The organism is Streptococcus oriscaviae, assembly GCF_018137985.1.
Classification (GTDB): domain Bacteria; phylum Bacillota; class Bacilli; order Lactobacillales; family Streptococcaceae; genus Streptococcus; species Streptococcus oriscaviae.
Genome location: NZ_CP073084.1, coordinates 1,332,378 through 1,349,777, shown reverse-complemented (window position 1 = coordinate 1,349,777; position 17,400 = coordinate 1,332,378). Strand labels below are relative to the sequence as shown.

20 protein-coding genes are annotated in these 17,400 nt (G+C 43.8%); 19 read left to right on the top strand and 1 reads right to left on the bottom strand.

Annotated features, from left to right (window positions below):
• The first annotated feature begins 2 nt into the window (after nucleotides 1-2).
• The 10 genes from ruvA to INT76_RS06915 all read left to right on the top strand — a co-directional run bounded on the left by ruvA (nucleotide 3) and on the right by INT76_RS06915 (nucleotide 6,589).
• Nucleotides 3-593, top strand: coding sequence for a Holliday junction branch migration protein RuvA (gene ruvA, locus INT76_RS06960; protein ID WP_212569770.1), 591 nt, complete (start codon nucleotides 3-5; stop codon nucleotides 591-593).
• Nucleotides 594-603: 10 nt separating this feature from the next.
• The gene (locus tag INT76_RS06955; protein WP_212569769.1) at nucleotides 604-1,164 is read left to right on the top strand and encodes a DNA-3-methyladenine glycosylase I; all 561 of its coding nucleotides are present in this window, start codon (nucleotides 604-606) and stop codon (nucleotides 1,162-1,164) included.
• A 73-nt stretch (nucleotides 1,165-1,237) separates the two neighbouring features.
• Complete coding sequence (locus INT76_RS06950) at nucleotides 1,238-1,648, top strand: helix-turn-helix transcriptional regulator (protein WP_212569768.1); 411 nt, start codon at nucleotides 1,238-1,240, stop codon at nucleotides 1,646-1,648.
• Nucleotides 1,621-2,286, top strand: a complete 666-nt coding sequence (locus INT76_RS06945; protein ID WP_212569767.1) for a CPBP family intramembrane glutamic endopeptidase — start codon at nucleotides 1,621-1,623, stop codon at nucleotides 2,284-2,286. Before INT76_RS06950 ends, INT76_RS06945 begins: the two co-directional genes overlap by 28 nt.
• A 144-nt stretch (nucleotides 2,287-2,430) precedes the next feature.
• Nucleotides 2,431-3,612, top strand: coding sequence for a competence/damage-inducible protein A (locus INT76_RS06940; protein ID WP_212569766.1), 1,182 nt, complete (start codon nucleotides 2,431-2,433; stop codon nucleotides 3,610-3,612).
• A gap of 55 nt (nucleotides 3,613-3,667) precedes the next feature.
• On the top strand, nucleotides 3,668-4,807 hold the full coding sequence (gene recA, locus INT76_RS06935; protein WP_212569765.1) for a recombinase RecA: 1,140 nt from the start codon (nucleotides 3,668-3,670) through the stop codon (nucleotides 4,805-4,807).
• A gap of 251 nt (nucleotides 4,808-5,058) precedes the next feature.
• Entirely contained in the window at nucleotides 5,059-5,457 is a 399-nt protein-coding gene (spx, locus tag INT76_RS06930) for a transcriptional regulator Spx (RefSeq protein ID WP_212569764.1), read from the top strand.
• Nucleotides 5,458-5,572: 115 nt separating this feature from the next.
• Nucleotides 5,573-5,839, top strand: coding sequence for an IreB family regulatory phosphoprotein (locus INT76_RS06925; protein ID WP_212569763.1), 267 nt, complete (start codon nucleotides 5,573-5,575; stop codon nucleotides 5,837-5,839).
• Entirely contained in the window at nucleotides 5,839-6,258 is a 420-nt protein-coding gene (gene ruvX / locus INT76_RS06920) for a Holliday junction resolvase RuvX (protein WP_212569762.1), read from the top strand. Before INT76_RS06925 ends, ruvX begins: the two co-directional genes overlap by 1 nt.
• A 10-nt stretch (nucleotides 6,259-6,268) precedes the next feature.
• Nucleotides 6,269-6,589: a DUF1292 domain-containing protein gene (locus INT76_RS06915; RefSeq protein ID WP_212569761.1), complete on the top strand. Its 321-nt coding sequence runs from the start codon at nucleotides 6,269-6,271 to the stop codon at nucleotides 6,587-6,589.
• Between the two features lie 85 nt (nucleotides 6,590-6,674).
• Here the strand turns inward: INT76_RS06915 and INT76_RS06910 are convergent, their stop codons facing one another.
• Complete coding sequence (locus INT76_RS06910) at nucleotides 6,675-7,439, bottom strand: DpnI domain-containing protein (RefSeq protein ID WP_212569760.1); 765 nt, start codon at nucleotides 7,437-7,439, stop codon at nucleotides 6,675-6,677.
• 224 nt (nucleotides 7,440-7,663) lie between these two features.
• Between INT76_RS06910 and INT76_RS06905 the strand changes: the two genes are divergently transcribed.
• The 9 genes from INT76_RS06905 (at nucleotide 7,664) to nrdG (ending at nucleotide 17,241) form a co-directional block, all read left to right on the top strand.
• Nucleotides 7,664-8,563: a helix-turn-helix domain-containing protein gene (locus INT76_RS06905; protein ID WP_212569759.1), complete on the top strand. Its 900-nt coding sequence runs from the start codon at nucleotides 7,664-7,666 to the stop codon at nucleotides 8,561-8,563.
• A gap of 264 nt (nucleotides 8,564-8,827) precedes the next feature.
• Nucleotides 8,828-10,009, top strand: coding sequence for a bifunctional folylpolyglutamate synthase/dihydrofolate synthase (locus INT76_RS06900; protein ID WP_212573040.1), 1,182 nt, complete (start codon nucleotides 8,828-8,830; stop codon nucleotides 10,007-10,009).
• Between the two features lie 52 nt (nucleotides 10,010-10,061).
• On the top strand, nucleotides 10,062-10,457 hold the full coding sequence (locus INT76_RS06895; protein WP_212569758.1) for a hypothetical protein: 396 nt from the start codon (nucleotides 10,062-10,064) through the stop codon (nucleotides 10,455-10,457).
• A 222-nt stretch (nucleotides 10,458-10,679) separates the two neighbouring features.
• A complete protein-coding gene (locus INT76_RS06890; protein ID WP_212569757.1) occupies nucleotides 10,680-12,236 on the top strand; it encodes a quinol oxidase in 1,557 nt (518 codons plus the stop codon).
• A gap of 154 nt (nucleotides 12,237-12,390) precedes the next feature.
• A complete protein-coding gene (gene nrdD, locus INT76_RS06885; protein ID WP_212569756.1) occupies nucleotides 12,391-14,562 on the top strand; it encodes an anaerobic ribonucleoside-triphosphate reductase in 2,172 nt (723 codons plus the stop codon).
• Between the two features lie 100 nt (nucleotides 14,563-14,662).
• Nucleotides 14,663-14,797 carry a hypothetical protein gene (locus INT76_RS11165; protein ID WP_282960479.1) on the top strand — a complete coding sequence of 45 codons (135 nt, stop codon included), beginning with the start codon at nucleotides 14,663-14,665 and terminating at the stop codon, nucleotides 14,795-14,797.
• Between the two features lie 3 nt (nucleotides 14,798-14,800).
• The gene (locus INT76_RS06880) at nucleotides 14,801-16,147 is read left to right on the top strand and encodes a bifunctional metallophosphatase/5'-nucleotidase (RefSeq protein ID WP_212569755.1); all 1,347 of its coding nucleotides are present in this window, start codon (nucleotides 14,801-14,803) and stop codon (nucleotides 16,145-16,147) included.
• Between the two features lies 1 nt (nucleotide 16,148).
• Nucleotides 16,149-16,652, top strand: a complete 504-nt coding sequence (locus tag INT76_RS06875) for a GNAT family N-acetyltransferase (protein ID WP_212569754.1) — start codon at nucleotides 16,149-16,151, stop codon at nucleotides 16,650-16,652.
• Nucleotides 16,645-17,241, top strand: coding sequence for an anaerobic ribonucleoside-triphosphate reductase activating protein (gene nrdG, locus INT76_RS06870; RefSeq protein ID WP_212569753.1), 597 nt, complete (start codon nucleotides 16,645-16,647; stop codon nucleotides 17,239-17,241). The genes INT76_RS06875 and nrdG overlap by 8 nt, the downstream gene beginning before the upstream one ends.
• Nucleotides 17,242-17,400: the final 159 nt, after the last annotated feature.

Below are 17,400 nucleotides of genomic sequence, written 5' to 3'. Positions count from 1 at the left end.
TTATGTACGACTATATCAAAGGAACACTGACTAAAATCACTGCGAAGTACATTGTCATTGAAACTGGAGGACTGGGATATATCCTCCATGTCGCCAACCCCTACGCCTTTTCAGGAAAGGTTCAGCAAGATATGACAGTCTATCTTCACCAAGTGATACGCGAAGATGCCCACCTTCTTTACGGTTTTGCTACTGAAGCTGAAAAAAATGTTTTTCTCAGTCTGATTTCGGTATCGGGTATTGGGCCAACAACGGCTTTAGCCATTATTGCCGTAGATGATAATGAAGGTCTGGTGCGTGCGATTGAACAAAAAAACATCAGTTACTTAACCAAGTTTCCAAAAATCGGGAAAAAAACAGCCCAGCAGATGCTCCTAGACCTAGAAGGTAAGTTTGTCATGGCTGAATCGGAAACTCTTAGTCAACCAGCACCAGCCTTATCAAACAATCTGGCTCTGGACGAAGCCATGGAAGCCATGGAAGCCTTGGGCTATCGATCAAGCGAACTCAAGAAAATTAAAAAATTCTTTGAAGGAACGACAGATACGGCTGAGAATTACATCAAATCAGCCCTCAAGATGCTGATGAAGTAGGGAGTGTGCAATGAAACGATGTGGTTGGGTCAAGATGACCAATCCAATATATGTAGACTATCATGACCAAGAATGGGGCCAACCCCTCCATGATGAACAGGCACTTTTTGAATTGCTCTGCTTGGAGTCCTATCAAGCTGGACTGTCTTGGGAGACGGTTCTCAACAAGCGCCAGGCTTTCCGCTCAGCTTTTTTCAACTACGATGTTCAAAAAGTCGCGGCTATGACAGATGGGGAGCTGGACAAGCTTCTCGACAATCCCAACATCATTCGTCACAAGGCTAAATTGTATGCGACCAGAGCCAATGCGCAGGCTTTTGTCAAGGTGCAGGAGGAATTTGGCAGCTTTGACCACTATCTCTGGTCTTGGGTAGAGTTTACACCGCTTGACAACTCTGTCAAGTCCTTCCGAGAAGTGCCGACCAAGAATGACTTGTCAGAAGGTATATCAAAAGACTTGAAAAAACGAGGCTTTAAGTTTGTCGGGCCTGTCTGTGTCTATTCCTACTTGCAGGCAGCAGGACTCATCAATGATCATGAGGACAGCTGCGAGTGGAAAAGAGTAAGGTAAAAGAAATTTGACAGTGCAGTCAAAGGATTTTGTCTTGTAACCTGCTCAAACAAGTGTAAACTGGAGGAGTAAGATGACCATTGGTAACACAATCAAGCAGCTAAGACTGACGCACAATCTATCGCAGGAAGTCTTGGCAGAGCAATTAGGCGTTTCACGCCAAACGATTTCTAATTGGGAGAATGACCGAACGGTGCCTGCCTTAGATTACATGAAAAAACTGAGTGAAGAATATCAACTATCTTTGGATCAGCTACTTCATCTGGAAACAAATGGAAGAGGCAAGGCCAAGCTGTCTAAACGGCTGCTTTTCTACCTAAGCTTCCTGTTTGGTTTTCTCTTTCTCTTACCATTTTCAGAGAGCAGTTTGTCAGCCTTGGTGCTCTTCTTCACCGCTGTCGTGATTGTTCTTGCCTCTTGGGATCTTGCACGATTACTATTCAAAGAGGTGGTATTATGGCACTCCCGAAGAAAGAAATTCTAGTCTTTCTCTTCCTTTACACGTTTATCTTTTTACTGAATGGTTACCAGCTTCTCCCTAGAGCGGTATGGGGTCCATTTCAACTTGCTGCTTATGTCCCTTTGGCCCTCCTAGGTCTGTATGTCTGGAGGAGAGAGTTGGCAGACAAGCTAGGCTGGATTGTCCAGCACAAGTGGAAGTCCTGTCTTATTCTGCTTCTTGGCTATGCCTTGGCAATATGCTGTGATGGTGTATTTTCCCTGATTCTGGCCTACTTGCAGGAATTGGCAGGTGGTACAGTAACTATGGCTAATGAAGGGAATATAGGGAAGATACTTCAGCTCTACCCCGCATGGATGATTATTCCTATTGTGGGAATCCTAGGTCCGATAGTTGAAGAGTTGTTTTATCGGCAATTTTTAGCAAGTTACTTAGAGGATAGGTTTGGTAGGGCAGTGGCAATAGGCTTGTCTGGTTTGCTATTTGCTGCCAGTCATCTGCATAGCTGGGAATTACGGGAAGTGATAGGTTTACTGGGCTATCTAGGTTCAGGCTTGGTTTACTCAGGTTTATTTTTAAAAACCAATCGAAATATCTACTTTTCCAGCATCCTCCACATTTTTGGAAACAGCAGCTTGCTCCTTATTTACTATCTACAATAACGAAGAAACTGGCTGGAAACCTCCTAACGGAGAGTTTCCAGCCCAATCTCTTCTTTTTTATGTTACAATGATACAAGATAAAATGACGATACATTACGAACTGACTAGATGAGCAGGTAACTGTAACCTAATCAGAGGAGGAATATGAAAGCAGAACTAATCGCTGTGGGTACAGAGATTTTGACAGGACAGATTGTCAACACCAACGCCCAATTTCTATCGGAGAAATTTGCGGAGCTAGGGATTGATGTTTATTTTCATACGGCAGTTGGTGACAATGAAGGCCGTTTATTATCAACCCTTGAAGTAGCCAGCAAGCGGAGTAATATGGTCGTTCTTTGCGGTGGTTTGGGACCAACTGAGGACGACCTGACCAAGCAGACCTTGGCACGATTTTTGGGGAGGGAGTTGGTATTTGATTCCCTAGCAATGGAGCGGCTGAACCGCTTTTTTGCCAGCCGGCCAGGCCGAGTTCGGACTGCCAATAATGAGCGGCAAGCGCAGATTATTGCGGGAAGTCAGGCTCTTCAAAATCCGACTGGTTTAGCAGTAGGTGGGTTGATAGAGCAGGATGGGGTGACCTATGTTGTGTTGCCTGGGCCTCCAGGAGAACTCAAGTCCATGTTTGCACAAAGCCTACTGCCGCTTATTGGTCAATCCAACCAGCAGCTCTATTCCCGAGTCTTGCGTTTTTTTGGGATTGGTGAGAGCCAGTTAGTGACGATTTTGGCGGACATGATTGAAAACCAAACAGATCCAACACTAGCCCCTTATGCAAAGACAGGAGAAGTGACCCTTCGCCTGTCAACAAAATCAACCAGCTCTAGACAGGCCACAGCCAAGCTGGATCAGCTGGAAGCGGAGATTCTCAGCCATGCTAATCTAAGTGACTTGCTGTATGGCTATGGTGAGGATAATAGTCTGGCCCAAGTTGTTGCCCAATCCTTGGGGGAACAACAACAGTCTATTGCGGTGGTTGAAAACTTGACAGCTGGGTTGCTGCAAGCCGACTTGACACTCGCTTTACAGGATCGTCAACTTTACAAAGGCGGTCAAATTCTGACCAATAGCGAGGCCAATCTAGAGCTTGCCGGAAAAGAAGCAGAGCGCATTCGTCAGTTGCACCAAACAGATAAGGGGTTAGCAGTCTTGGGAACCTTCAACCCACGCTCTCAAGCAGACAATGTAATGGCTACCTTTTATCTAGCAACAGCCAGTTTGGATGGCATCATAACAGAGGAAGTTGCACTTGGCGGTTACTCATGGCCAGCCATCCGTCAAATCGCCTGTATGAACGCTCTGGACCATGTGCGTAAGACTTTATGAACGAGCAAAATTTTGCTATAATAGACTAATTGAACAAATAGAGGAGAGTAGAACCGTGGCAAAAAAACCTGGTAAAAAATTAGAAGACATCACCAAAAAATTTGGTGACGAGCGTAAAAAGGCGTTGGATGATGCCCTAAAAAACATTGAAAAAGATTTTGGTAAAGGTGCCATTATGCGCCTTGGTGAACGAGCAGAGCAAAAGGTGCAAGTCATGAGTTCAGGAAGCCTGTCCATCGACATCGCTCTTGGTGCTGGTGGCTATCCGAAAGGTCGTATCATTGAGATCTACGGACCAGAATCTTCTGGTAAGACAACCGTTGCCCTTCATGCTGTTGCTCAAGCTCAAAAAGAAGGCGGGATTGCTGCGTTTATCGATGCGGAACATGCCCTTGATCCAGCCTATGCGGCAGCGCTTGGTGTTAACATTGACGAATTGCTCCTTTCTCAACCAGACTCTGGTGAGCAGGGACTTGAAATTGCTGGAAAATTGATTGATTCTGGTGCAGTTGATCTGGTGGTAATCGACTCTGTTGCGGCCCTTGTTCCGCGTGCAGAAATTGATGGGGACATCGGAGATAGTCATGTCGGCTTGCAGGCTCGGATGATGAGTCAGGCTATGCGCAAGCTTTCAGCCTCTATTAACAAGACTAAGACGATTGCCATTTTCATCAACCAGTTGCGTGAGAAAGTAGGAGTCATGTTTGGAAATCCGGAAACCACACCGGGAGGACGCGCTCTTAAATTCTATGCTTCTGTCCGCATGGATGTTCGCGGCAATACCCAAATCAAAGGAACTGGCGAACAAAAGGATCAAAACGTTGGTAAGGAAACCAAGGTGAAGATTGTCAAAAACAAGGTGGCTCCTCCTTTCAAAGAAGCTGTCGTGGAAATCATGTACGGTCAGGGAATTTCACAAACGGGTGAGCTAATTGAAATTGGCACGAATTTGGGTATCATCAATAAGGCGGGTGCTTGGTACTCATACAATGGCGAGAAGATTGGCCAAGGTTCTGAAAATGCCAAGAAATTCTTGGCAGATAACCCAGCTATCTTTGCTGAAATTGATCGTAAAATTCGCGTTCACTACGGCTTGATTGAAGATACAGAACCTTCTGTAACTGAAGAAGTTCCTGCCCCAGCAGGTCAGGACGTCATTTTGGATCTAGATGGTGGCATCGAGTTGGAAGACTAATCTACCGTAAAAATCTGTCAACTACTTGCTTTGAACATTTCCGTCAGCAACTAAATACAGAACATAGCAAGTCTGAGAAAAGATTCTCAGGCTTGTGCTATTTTTAAGTGAAAACAGACAAAAAACAGATAAAAATCTTTGATTTTTCCTCAAAAACCGAAGAATTTGAGAAAATAGGTCTTCAGACTGAGTATTTATGTGGTATAATGGAATATAATGTTTTTTAAAAGATGTAGCAAAGGAGAGACTACATGATTAAAATTTATACAGTGTCTAGCTGTACCTCTTGTAAAAAAGCAAAAAATTGGCTGAATGCCCACCAATTATCATATAATGAGCATAACTTAGGAAAGGAAGCAATCACCAAAGAAGAGATCCTCAACATTCTGACCAAAACAGAAAACGGGATTGCCAGCATCGTATCATCCAAGAATCGTTACGCCAAAAGTTTGGACTGCGATATTGAAGAGCTGAGTGTCAATGAAGTGATTGATTTGATTACCGCTAATCCGCGTATCTTGAAGAGTCCAATTCTGATTGATGAGAAACGTTTGCAGGTTGGATACAAGGAAGACGACATCCGCGCCTTTCTACCGCGCTCTGTCCGCAATGTTGAGAACGCTCAGGCTCGCATGCGGGCTGCTCTTTAAGCAAAGATAGTTTGAAAGAACTCTTGAGCGGAGTTCTTTCTCCATTTTATTCCATTGAATGATAGGATAAAATATGATATAATAATCTGGATAGGAAAAGAAAGAAGGTGTAAGTATGGGATTCACAGAAGAAACAGTTCGCTTCCGTCTCGATGATACCAATAAGCAAGAAATCAGCGAAACCTTAACCAATGTGTATCGTTCTCTGGATGAAAAAGGCTACAACCCCATTAACCAAATCATTGGTTATGTATTAAGTGGAGATCCTGCTTATATTCCTCGCTACAACGATGCCCGCAACCAAATCCGTAAGCATGAACGCGATGAAATTGTGGAAGAATTGGTTCGTTTTTACCTGAAAGGAAATGGGATTGAGCTCTGATGAGAATAATGGGACTAGATGTCGGTTCAAAGACAGTAGGCGTTGCCATTTCTGATCCGTTAGGTTTCACGGCGCAGGGGCTTGAGATTATTTCAATTGATGAAGAAAAAGGTTTGTTTGGTTTCGACCGCCTCAAGGAGCTTGTTGACCAATATAAAGTGGATCAGTTTGTCATTGGTTTGCCCAAAAATATGAATAATACGAGTGGTCCTCGTGTGGAAGCAAGCCAAGCCTACGGCGAAAAACTGGAGCAATTATTTGGCCTTCCGGTACACTATCAGGACGAGCGTTTGACCACGGTTGCTGCAGAGCGGATGCTGATTGAACAAGCTGATATTAGCCGCACCAAACGTAAGAAAGTTATCGACAAATTAGCAGCTCAGCTGATTTTACAAAATTATTTAGACAGAACATTTTAAGGAGACAGACATGGCACACGATCATCACCACGATCACAATCACAATCACGACGAGCGCGAGCTCATTACCTTAGTAGACGACAATGGGAACGAAACCTTGTTTGAAATTCTCTTGACCATTGATGGCCAAGAGGAATTCGGAAAAAACTACGTTCTACTCATCCCAGCAAGTGCTGAGGAAGACGAGAACGGTGAAGTTGAAATCCAAGCCTACTCTTACATTGAGAACGAGAATGGCACAGAAGGTGACCTTCAACCAATCCCAGAAGATGCAACAGAAGAATGGGATATGATTGAAGAAGTCTTCAATAGCTTCATGGAAGAAGAGTAAACCACTTTACAAAACCCCTGTTTCTGAGAAACAGGGGTTTTTGCGTGTGAAAATGAGGGGGGCTAAGAGGTACAGTTTTCAGAGATTACAGTTTACGGTACCACCCTCTGCCTAAAAATTCAATGAACCCCTTGTCTCGTAAGATTTGCAGCTGTTGACGAAGTTTATCCTTGATGTGATGGTTATTCGGATAACGACTTCTCAACACGGGCTCAAAAGCGTAGAGGGCTTCTAAATGAAACTCTTTCTCAGGAATCTTATCCAAACAATTCAATGTTGTGAGAAGCCATCCCTTGGTTTCTGGTGTTTTATCTCGTAAGAAAAGAGTTTGATTAAAGTCTCTTGCTACATGCTCTGGTTCTCTACACTGTCCATCTCTAATAAGAAAAACTTTGCCTTTTGAGGAAACCTTGGATAAATCAATCGTACACCCAACCCAACCAGCGCGTCTTGCTGTAGGAGCCAAGGGCTTTCGTTTGATGATGATGTCGGGTGTCACAAAATGTTTCGGCAAAACTAGAAAATTTTGAACTTGGTAGGTGGCTGTATAGGTCAAAAAGAAGAAGTTTGGATTATTTTCTGCTGAAATTCTCTCTAACATGGTTGAATAAGCGCCATCATTGATGGTGGTAGAGAGTTTTCCTTTTTTACTTTTTAATTCATACTCTTCTTTACATACCTGACAGAAAAAATCTGCGACGGGCTGGTTATTTGCAAAGGAGAGAAGTGGTTTGCAACCACAGCTTGGGCAATAACCGTTGTCTTCCACCCAGTTTTCCGTCAAGACTCTTGCAATCTGAGATTTGCTTTTATAGTTACCGATTAGATGGGTATTAAATTCGAGTTTCATGTTTTATTTCTTTCTGCTTCTTAGTAACTTCTATTTTACCAAATAAATTTCCTCTTCGTTAGTATAAAAATGAATGAGGAAATACTGAAATAATTGTCATTGGTAAAAATATTTTGTTTTCGTTCGGATGTAGCGAAAATCTGAAGAAAAATTCGACAAATTAAAACCTAATTTTATCGGTATTTGGTATACTATTTACATATACAACTTAAAAGGAGCTTGTCGTGGACAACAAAGAGTTTGGGTTAAAAATTCGTGATTTGCGAGAGAAGCTATGCTTTACACAGGAACAATTTTGTGAGGATGAAACAAAGCTATCCATTCGTCAATTGACTCGTATTGAGGCTGGTACATCTAAGCCAACCTTCTCCACTATCAACTATATTGCCGGTCGATTAGGAATGACACTTTACGAACTCATGCCAGATTATATAGAGTTGCCGGATAGATATAAAATATTAAAATATGATATTTTGAGAACGCCAACTTATGGTGAGGAAGAGATGCTTGATAGACGAGACAGTCAACTTACGGAGATTTATGATGATTATTATGCTCTCTTGTCGGAAGAAGAGCGTGTAGCAGTAGATACCATCCAATCAACGATTGATGCTTTTGAATCTGAAACAGATCTCTATGGTAGAGATATTTTGGATAAATATTTGCAGAAAATACTTACTAAAGAACACTATTCCGTGAATGACTTGTTAATTATTCGACTATTTATTGAGCATATAAGATATAAAGAGACAGATTCGGATAGTTTCCAAATATTTTTAACATTAGTTAAACAACTTCCTGAACATGTGACTAAAATCGCATCAAATGACCTATTTGTTTTAAGAGATGTTCTCTTAGTTATTGTTAGCGTACTCGGATCAAAAAGATTGTATACTTATCTTCCGGGTTTATTTTCAAGTTTAGACGATATTTTGAAAATTTCTCAAGATTTTCAAAAGAAAGCCATTCTAAGTATGCTCAAGTGGAAGTATGAGTTATTTGTGAATAAGGATAAAGAAAAGGCAATTGCTTTATATGAAGAAGCAATTATTTTTGCTAATTTACTTGAAAATGACTTTTTGGTAGAAAAATTGAAAGAGTCTTGGAAATTAGATAATGAGTAAAAGATGACATTTTTGTCCTGTTAGATACTCTTCTTTTGGTATAAACTAGGTTTATCAAAACAAAAGGAGATTATCATGTTTAACTTTTTTGGAAAATTTATTATTTTTGGAGAAGACTGGAGTAAGTGGTTGGGTCAATAGCCCACCACTTTTCTCTTTACTTTTCTAGTGGGTTCTTGTTAAGATAGAAGGAGTTTTGGAGGTGAGAGTGTGCAGTTAGAGGAGTGGTTGGAGTCCAAGCAGGGGCAGGTATTCCAGTATAAGATGGAGAAGATTCGGTATGCTCTGGATTTACTGGGGAACCCTGAGGGGAACTTGCCGATTATTCATGTGGCGGGAACGAATGGCAAGGGGTCTACCATTGCTTTTATGAATCAATTATTGCAATCGCAAGGGCTGAGGGTTGGCACCTTTGTTTCGCCTCACATGGTCAGCGTTCATGACCGAATCTGTATCAATAACCAGCCAATAGCAGATGAACACTATCGCCAGTTGTTAGAGCAGATCCTTGATTTGGAGCAAGAAGTAGCAAGGGTCTACGAGCCTTTTCGCTATTTTGAAGTCATGGTTCTCATGATGTTTCTCTACTTTAAAGATAAGGCCTTGGATGTTGTTTTACTAGAAGTTGGGATTGGTGGCCTACTCGATACTACCAATGTGGTAGACCCTTTGGTCAGTGTCATTAGCACAGTAGGGATGGACCATCAGGATTTGCTTGGCTCTTCCTTAGGGGAAATAGCAGAGCAGAAAGCGGGAATTATCAAGCCCAAACGACCGGTCGTTCTAGGGCCAGTAAGGCCTGAAGTTCTAGAAATTTGTCAAAGAAAAGCTGAGCAAGCAGGGGCGCCACTTTATCGTTCGGGATGGGAATTTCAATTAGAAGAAGGACGTTTTGAGAATGGGAGTTTAGCATTGGACGCTTTGGAACTGGGATTAGCAGGCCGTCACCAGGAAGAAAATGCGGCGGTTGCCTTGCAGGCTTTTTGGCTCTTTATGCAAGCAAGCGAACGAGAGATTGACCGCGAAAAGGCCAAGCAGGCTCTAGCCCAAACACGCTGGGCAGGCCGGCTGGAGCAGGTCAGTCAACGACCCACTATTTTTCTAGATGGCGCCCACAATGTTCCCGCTGTTGAGCGTCTGGTAGCCCATATCCAAAACCAAAGAGAGCAAGACGTGACCATTCTTTTCTCAGCTCTCAAACGCAAGGATTTTAAAGAAATGTTGGAGCTTATCCAACGAGAGCTACCCAAGGCGAATCTACTGTTGACAAGTTTTGCCTACGATGGCGCCATTTCTGATGAGGACGGATTGGCAGGAAGTACCTATGTAGCAGATTATCAGGCTTTTCTGAAAGAATGGCGCAAGAAAGGTGTCGGTAGCCTCTACATTACAGGATCGCTCTATTTTATTTCCCAAGTTCGCAGGCTATTTGAGCATAAATATTGACGGTTCTTGGGGAACTAGGGTATGATAGGGGAAAACATATCTGGAGGCTCTCATGAAAAAAATTTTTACCCTAGCTATTCTCTTGGCTGGCTCCGTATTTCTTATCGCTTGCGACAGCGACGATGACCAAACGGTTGCCTCCAGCCAGACTCAAACAAGCCAATCGTCTAGCACAACGGTTGCTTCAACCGTAGAGGTGACAACTGAGTTGGATGGTACCTATGTGTTTAAGGGAGTAGAAGAAACTAAGACGTTGACCATTCAAAACGGAACTGGCACCATGGATACTCTGGATGTAGATGGCGAAACAGAAACAGAGGCAGTGACGGTGGACGGAGCCAATAAGGTTCTGATTGTCGGAGATGACCGCAAATCATATAATCTGGAAGGAAGCAACCTAACACTGACAGAAACAGACGGTGAAGTGAAGGTCTTTACCAAACAATAATTAGAACTAGGGACGGAAGAATTTTTCTTCCGTTTTTTTGCGAATAAGTAGGTATGGATAAGCTGAAAGAACTAAAACAGGCTATTGATGCCTTTTATCAAAAAGAAAGACATACTTTTCGAGAGCTGGAGCGTTACGCTAAGTTGCAAGGAATACTGAACAGGAAATGACAGATTGCTCTCTTTTTGATATAATAAGCTAGATTATAGCAAGGAGCGCAAGATGACAGAAAGAGAAGCAGACTACAAGCAAACAGAACAGTATTCACGCAAAAGACGTAGTGGAGCAAGACGCAGACAGGAAGGTGTGCCATTTAACGAGGATTTTAAGCAGCAGCTCCTTCCAACGCGGCTTGGGCCAGCTCTTTTTTGGAGTGTTTTGCTCAGTCTTTTGAGTGTGGGTAATCCTTTTTTGACCAGTTTTGCGACAAACATTCAATCTCAAAATCTTTATGCGGGATTTGCCATGCAGGCGGGTCAGAGTCCATACGGGGATTTCTTTGGAACCAACGGCGTACTCTACTACCTGATTGCCTTTGTGGGCTCTTTCCTTGGTAGCTCTATTGGGCTAGCAATTCTTCAGTTTGTGGCGTTGTTGATTGCGGGTGTTTTCTTCTACAAAATTGTAGCTTATTTCAGCCAATCTCAGGAAACAGCAAGCAATTTCAGTCACTGGTTTTATCTCTTTATTCTGGCGCTGAATTTTGGAGGACTTTATGCTAGTATTTTTGCCCTGCCTTTCCTCTTGACCAGTATTTGGTTCTTGATTCGCTACTTTGAGAAGGCAGTGAAGGACGAAGCCTTTATCCTCTACGGAATTGATGCGGCACTGGTCTTTTTGATTGATCCAAAGAGTGCGGTCTTGTGGTTGGTTGCCTTTCTCGTTCTTCTTGTTTACAATGCTCAGCACCGTCAGATGGCACGCGGTTTTTATCAGTTACTGGCATCGCTCTTTGGATTTTTGTTGATCGTCTACTCTGTCGGTTACTATACCTTTGTGGAGCAAATTTTGGGGATGGCTATTCAACAGACCTTCTTCTACAATATCCGTCTCAACTTTGGTTACGAAGGAATCCTCTGGACAGCAGGTCTCGTTCTAGGAGTGTTGGTTGTTACTGGTTTTTTGAAGCATATTCTGATGACAATTGCCTCTCTTGGACAAAAACAACACACCTATATCAAGGTTGTAGTCTTACTGGGTTTTCTGGTGCAGACAATCTTTATCATTGGGAATCCAAACTTTGACCTCAATCAGCTGACTGTCCTCTTTCCTTACGGTTTTGTGATGGCTGTTGCACACATGAAAGTTCAACCGAGTGAGTCAGAGGAGCTAGAGGACATGGAAGGTGAGGAACCTCCAGTTGTTAGCTACTTAAAAACCAGTCTTTTCCTGCCAATTCTGGCTTGTCTGGTCATTCCAATTCAGCCAATCTATACCTACTTCCTACAAGCAGACGTACATCAGGAGCGTAGCCAAATCGCCCAATACATCCGGGAAAATTCAGAAGCTACGGATACCATCTATGCTTGGGATGATAGTGCGCAGGTCTATCTGCAGAGTGAACGGTTGGCTGCTGCGACCATTATTACAGCAGAGCCTTATCTCAATACAGAGGAGAATCAAACATCTGTAACCTATGATTTAAACAAAAATCAGGCTTCGTACATTGTCGTGCGAAATGGTCTGGTTATGCTAGAGGCGGTCAAGGCTAACTTAGAAGCCAATTACAGCAAGGTGGATCTGGGGACTAGTCAGTTGAGCCTTTATCAGAAAAATTGATGAAAACGATTGTGGAAACAATCATTTTTCTTTGTTTAGAATTACTATATATAGTGTTTAAAAATAAAAAAATGATTTTTTTATACTAGATATTGATTTTTTGGATGTGAAGTGATACACTATATAGAGCGACAAGTACGAGGAGGTTGGAGCAATGGGTGCTACAAATACTGTTTTGAAAGAGTTGGATATTACCGTTTTGAAACGGGATGGCCGTAGTGTGGCCTTTGATCAGGAGAAGATTTTTGCGGCCTTAGGGCGGGCCAATCAGGAGCTGCAACATCCTATTTCACAACCTGCTTTAGCGGGAATTCGTGATGCTGTTTTGGCGGAGATTGCTCGTCGCTTCAGTCAGGACATTCAAATTTATGAAATTCAAAATATAGTGGAACAGGAGTTGCTCAAGGCTCACCAGTACGAGTTGGCAGAGAAGTATATCCAGTACCGCACCCAGTGTGATTTTCGTCGCCATCAGGCCATGGATATTAACTTTGAAATTCATAAATTGTTAAGCAAGGATCAGGCGGTGGTCAACGAGAATGCGAATAAGGACTCAGATGTTTTCAATACCCAACGGGATTTGACTGCTGGGATTGTGGGCAAGTCCATCGGACTCAAACTTTTGCCACCGCACGTTGCTAATGCCCATCAGAAGGGTGATATTCACTACCACGATCTGGATTATAGTCCCTACACTCCGATGACCAACTGCTGTCTGATTGATTTCAAAGGGATGTTGTCAGAGGGCTTTAAGATTGGAAATGCTGAAGTAGAGAGCCCTAAGTCTATTCAGACGGCGACGGCTCAGATTTCGCAAATCATTGCCAATGTGGCTTCCAGTCAGTACGGGGGATGTTCGGCCGATCGAATTGACGAGGTGCTGGCGCCTTATGCAGAGCTCAACTATCAGAAGCATCTCAAGGATGCACAGGAGTGGGTTGTTGAGGGTAAGCGAGAAGAGTATGCGCGTGCGAAGACCCAGAAAGATATTTACGATGCCATGCAGTCTTTGGAATACGAAATCAATACTCTTTTCACTTCCAATGGACAAACGCCTTTTACATCGCTTGGTTTTGGTCTAGGCAGTTCGTGGTTTGAACGTGAAATTCAAAAAGCTATCCTCAATATTCGTATCAAGGGGCTGGGAAGTGAAGAACGAACAGCAATTTTTCCAAAACTGATTTTCACAGTCAAACGCGGGCTTAATTTGGAGCCGGATTCGCCTAACTATGACATCAAACAACTGGCTCTGGAATGCGCCACTAAGCGGATGTATCCAGATATGTTGTCCTATGATAAGATTATTGACTTAACAGGTTCCTTCAAGGTGCCGATGGGCTGCCGCTCCTTCCTTCAAGGTTGGAAAGATGAAAACGGACAGGATGTAACTTCTGGACGGATGAATTTGGGAGTGGTAACAGTCAATTTGCCGCGTATCGCACTGGAGTCGGCCGGTGATATGGCCAAGTTCTGGGAAATTTTTGATGAGCGGATGGCGATCGCTAAGGATGCTCTGGTTTACCGTGTTGAGCGGGTCAAGGAAGCGACGCCTGCAAATGCCCCAATTCTTTACCAGTATGGAGCTTTCGGGAAGCGGCTGAATAAGATGGATGAGGTGGATGAGGTCTTTAAAAATCGTAGAGCCACCATTTCTCTGGGCTATATTGGACTGTATGAGGTCGCAACGGTTTTCTTCGGTGGACAGTGGGAGAATAATCCGCAAGCCAAGGACTTTACGGTTGAAATCATCAAGCGAATGAAGGAGCTGACGGCGGCGTGGGCAGATGAATATGGCTACCATTTCTCTGTTTACTCGACACCGTCTGAGAGTTTGACAGACCGTTTCTGCCGCATGGATACAGAGAAGTTTGGTATCGTCAAGGATATTACGGACAAACAGTATTACACGAACAGCTTCCACTATGATGTTCGGAAAAATCCAACACCGTTTGAAAAATTGGATTTTGAGAAGATTTATCCAGAAGTTGGGGCTAGTGGTGGATTTATTCACTACTGTGAATACCCTGTTCTTCAACAGAATCCAAAGGCTCTTGAGGCGGTTTGGGATTATGCTTACGACCGTGTTGGTTACTTGGGTACCAACACGCCGATTGACCATTGTTTTGCCTGTGGTTTTGATGGAGATTTTGAACCGACCGAGCGCGGTTTCAAGTGTCCGAACTGCGGCAATAGCGATCCCAAGACAGTGGATGTGGTCAAGCGGACTTGTGGTTACTTAGGGAATCCACAGGCGCGTCCGATGGTCAATGGTCGTCACAAGGAGATTGCTGCCCGTGTGAAACACATGAATGGCTCGGGCTTGTAAATGAACAGACTAGCTTCCACAGTCAGTTTACTGGCTGTGGAAACTTTTTCAGACTAAATAAGCAGCTAGCTCTGCTTTGCTACAAAAGAAAGAGGAAAAAATGGGGAAATACCAATTAGATGACAAGGGGAAGGCTTTAGTGGAGCGCTATCACGAGAAGCATTCCACTGTGAAGCAGGACAAGAAGGCGCGTGTGCGGGAATTGCTCAAGCAAGTAAAAAACAAGAAGAAATAATCGATGGATTTTACAGATATTAGCATTCTTCATACCAATGACCTGCATTCCTACATAAAGAATTTTCCGAAAAAGGCCCAGCTCATCGCGGATATTCGGGCCGGCAATGAGAAAAAAGGTATTCAGACCTTTGTTTTTGACAGCGGTGATTTATTTTCGGGAAATATTTTTTTCAACATGTACCGAGGCGTTAAGGAAATTGAGTTGATGAATCAGATTGGTTGCCAGGCCATGACCTTGGGCAATCACGAGTTTGATCACGGGGATGAACTGCTTAGCCGCTTGAACGATTTTGCGGCCTTTCCAGTTGTGTCGTCCAATCTGCGTTACCGTGATGGAGAAGCGGTTGATGAACTGGTGCCGCTGGAGGATGTTTTGGAGTTTACTATGGCTGAAAAAACACTCTATGTTTTGGGGTTGACCACCTTAGAAACTCAGGAAGTCGCCTCGCCGACAGACAATATTCTCTTTGAAGATCCCCGACAGGCTCTACGGAGGCAGGTTGACCAGATTGTGAGCAAGAACCCTCAAGCCCACATAGTTTTGCTCAGTCATCTAGGCTACGATGAAGATCTGGACTTGGCAAAGGAATTTCCAGAAGTTAATGTGATTTTAGGTGGGCATACCCATACGATTTTAAAAAAACCTAGTCAAGTGGGCAGAGTCAGCATTTGCCAGACAGGGCAATATGGTCGTTTTGTAGGCCATCTGTCCTTGCGGTGTTATGCAGATGGGCGGCATGAGGTGTTGGCTTATGACTTGATTGAGATGGAGAAATTGACCGGAGAAGACAAGGCGGTTAAGGCCATTATCGACCAGATGAAGTCGGAACGGGACGCAGCTTTTTCCAAACCAATCGCGGTTCTTCCGCATGCGCTAGATGGAGAGCGCGACAGTATTCGTCAAGGCGTGTCCAGTCTCGCTCCTGTCGTCTGTCAGGCCCTTTTTGAGCGGGCCGGCCAGGTGGGCTTGCAGGCAGACGGTGCGGTCATCAACGGTTTTGGTATTCGTGCCTCTTTGTCTGCAGGACCAATCTACTATTCGGATCTGGTCAAGGTTTTGCCCTTTTCTAAGCGCGTGCTGCTGGTTTCTATCAAGGGCAGCGATTTGGTAGCTAGTCTAAAGACAGGTCTTTATCCGCAGCTGTGGGGCATTTCCCCAGACGGTGAAGATTTTGTTGTCAATGGCAGAGCTGTTGAGGCGGACAAGAACTATCAGATTGTAACCAATTCCTTTGTCTGGAGTGGCAAGGATAATTATGATGATTTCCACCAGGCAGAAATTGTACAGGATTTAGGCTTGGATAGTGACGTCATCAGTGAATTTTTCAGAAGACAGTTTGGAGGCTAGGATGGAATTAAGAAGACCAACTTTGGCAGACAAGGCAACTATTCTCGATATGATTGCGGAGTTTGAACGAGAAGAAAGCGCCATGGATGGGGGAATTTACTCTAAGGGCATGGATTATGAGGCCTGGCTTGAAATGAATTTAGCTAGCGAAATCAGTCTTTCTTTGCCTGAGGGGCGCGTGCCGGCTATTCAGTTTGTTTCTTTTGATGAGAAGGGACAGGCAATTGGTTTTCTTAACCTTCGACTACGGCTCAATGAGTTTCTCTTGCGAGTTGGTGGCCATATTGGTTACTCTATTCGACCTAGCCAACGCGGGAAGGGCTATGCCAAGGAGCAGTTGCGATTGGGACTGCAGGAAGCTAAGGCCAAAAATATCCACCGTGTGTTGGTGACCTGTAAGGAGACCAATACAGCTAGCAGACGGGTGATTCTTTCTTGTGGCGGTCAGAAGGAAACCACGGTGTCAGGTATTGAAAGTTATTGGATAGAGGTACATCATGAATAACCCAAAACCCCAAGAATGGAAAAGTGAGGAACTGAGTCAGGGGCGTATTATTGACTATAAACCCTTTAACTTCATTGATGGTGAAGGAGTCCGCAATTCTCTCTATGTCAGCGGCTGTATGTTTCACTGCGAGGGTTGCTATAATGTTGCTACATGGTCTTTCAAGGCTGGGATTCCCTATACGGCGGAGTTGGAAGAGCGCATCATGAAGGACTTGGCCCAGCCCTATGTGCAGGGCTTGACCCTACTGGGAGGGGAGCCCTTCCTCAATACAGGTATTTTGATTCCTTTGGTTAAGCGGATTCGCAAGGAACTCCCGGATAAGGATATTTGGTCTTGGACGGGTTATACTTGGGAAGAGATGATGCTGGAAACACCGGATAAACTGGAGTTACTCAGTTATGTAGACATTTTGGTCGATGGACGCTATGATCGCACCAAGCGCAATTTGATGCTGCAATTTCGTGGCTCGTCCAATCAGCGCATCATCGATGTCCAACAATCTCTCGCTAAAGGTGAGGTGGTCATTTGGGCCAAGCTGAACGATGGCAAACAAGCCTATGAACAGATGGAGAGAGATGAACGATAATATCATTACAGATAAAAGAACAGGCTAAAATCAGAGGTGTGTGAACTTTGGTTTTAGCCTTTTACTGTCCGATCTTTTTGTTCGTTTTCTCAAGCTTGTGGTTGAAAAGGAAAAGATCTCCTGAAAAATAGTGGTTTACATTTACATGAAAAAATGGTG

Coding starts and splice junctions, on each gene's coding strand:
- ruvA (WP_212569770.1), top strand. CDS start 3: ATGTACGACTATATCAAAGGAACACTGACTAAAATCACTGCGAAGTAC.
- INT76_RS06955 (WP_212569769.1), top strand. CDS start 604: ATGAAACGATGTGGTTGGGTCAAGATGACCAATCCAATATATGTAGAC.
- INT76_RS06950 (WP_212569768.1), top strand. CDS start 1,238: ATGACCATTGGTAACACAATCAAGCAGCTAAGACTGACGCACAATCTA.
- INT76_RS06945 (WP_212569767.1), top strand. CDS start 1,621: ATGGCACTCCCGAAGAAAGAAATTCTAGTCTTTCTCTTCCTTTACACG.
- INT76_RS06940 (WP_212569766.1), top strand. CDS start 2,431: ATGAAAGCAGAACTAATCGCTGTGGGTACAGAGATTTTGACAGGACAG.
- spx (WP_212569764.1), top strand. CDS start 5,059: ATGATTAAAATTTATACAGTGTCTAGCTGTACCTCTTGTAAAAAAGCA.
- INT76_RS06925 (WP_212569763.1), top strand. CDS start 5,573: ATGGGATTCACAGAAGAAACAGTTCGCTTCCGTCTCGATGATACCAAT.
- ruvX (WP_212569762.1), top strand. CDS start 5,839: ATGAGAATAATGGGACTAGATGTCGGTTCAAAGACAGTAGGCGTTGCC.
- INT76_RS06915 (WP_212569761.1), top strand. CDS start 6,269: ATGGCACACGATCATCACCACGATCACAATCACAATCACGACGAGCGC.
- INT76_RS06910 (WP_212569760.1), bottom strand. CDS start 7,439: ATGAAACTCGAATTTAATACCCATCTAATCGGTAACTATAAAAGCAAA.
- INT76_RS06900 (WP_212573040.1), top strand. CDS start 8,828: ATGGAGAAGATTCGGTATGCTCTGGATTTACTGGGGAACCCTGAGGGG.
- INT76_RS06895 (WP_212569758.1), top strand. CDS start 10,062: ATGAAAAAAATTTTTACCCTAGCTATTCTCTTGGCTGGCTCCGTATTT.
- INT76_RS06890 (WP_212569757.1), top strand. CDS start 10,680: ATGACAGAAAGAGAAGCAGACTACAAGCAAACAGAACAGTATTCACGC.
- nrdD (WP_212569756.1), top strand. CDS start 12,391: ATGGGTGCTACAAATACTGTTTTGAAAGAGTTGGATATTACCGTTTTG.
- INT76_RS11165 (WP_282960479.1), top strand. CDS start 14,663: ATGGGGAAATACCAATTAGATGACAAGGGGAAGGCTTTAGTGGAGCGC.
- INT76_RS06880 (WP_212569755.1), top strand. CDS start 14,801: ATGGATTTTACAGATATTAGCATTCTTCATACCAATGACCTGCATTCC.
- INT76_RS06875 (WP_212569754.1), top strand. CDS start 16,149: ATGGAATTAAGAAGACCAACTTTGGCAGACAAGGCAACTATTCTCGAT.
- nrdG (WP_212569753.1), top strand. CDS start 16,645: ATGAATAACCCAAAACCCCAAGAATGGAAAAGTGAGGAACTGAGTCAG.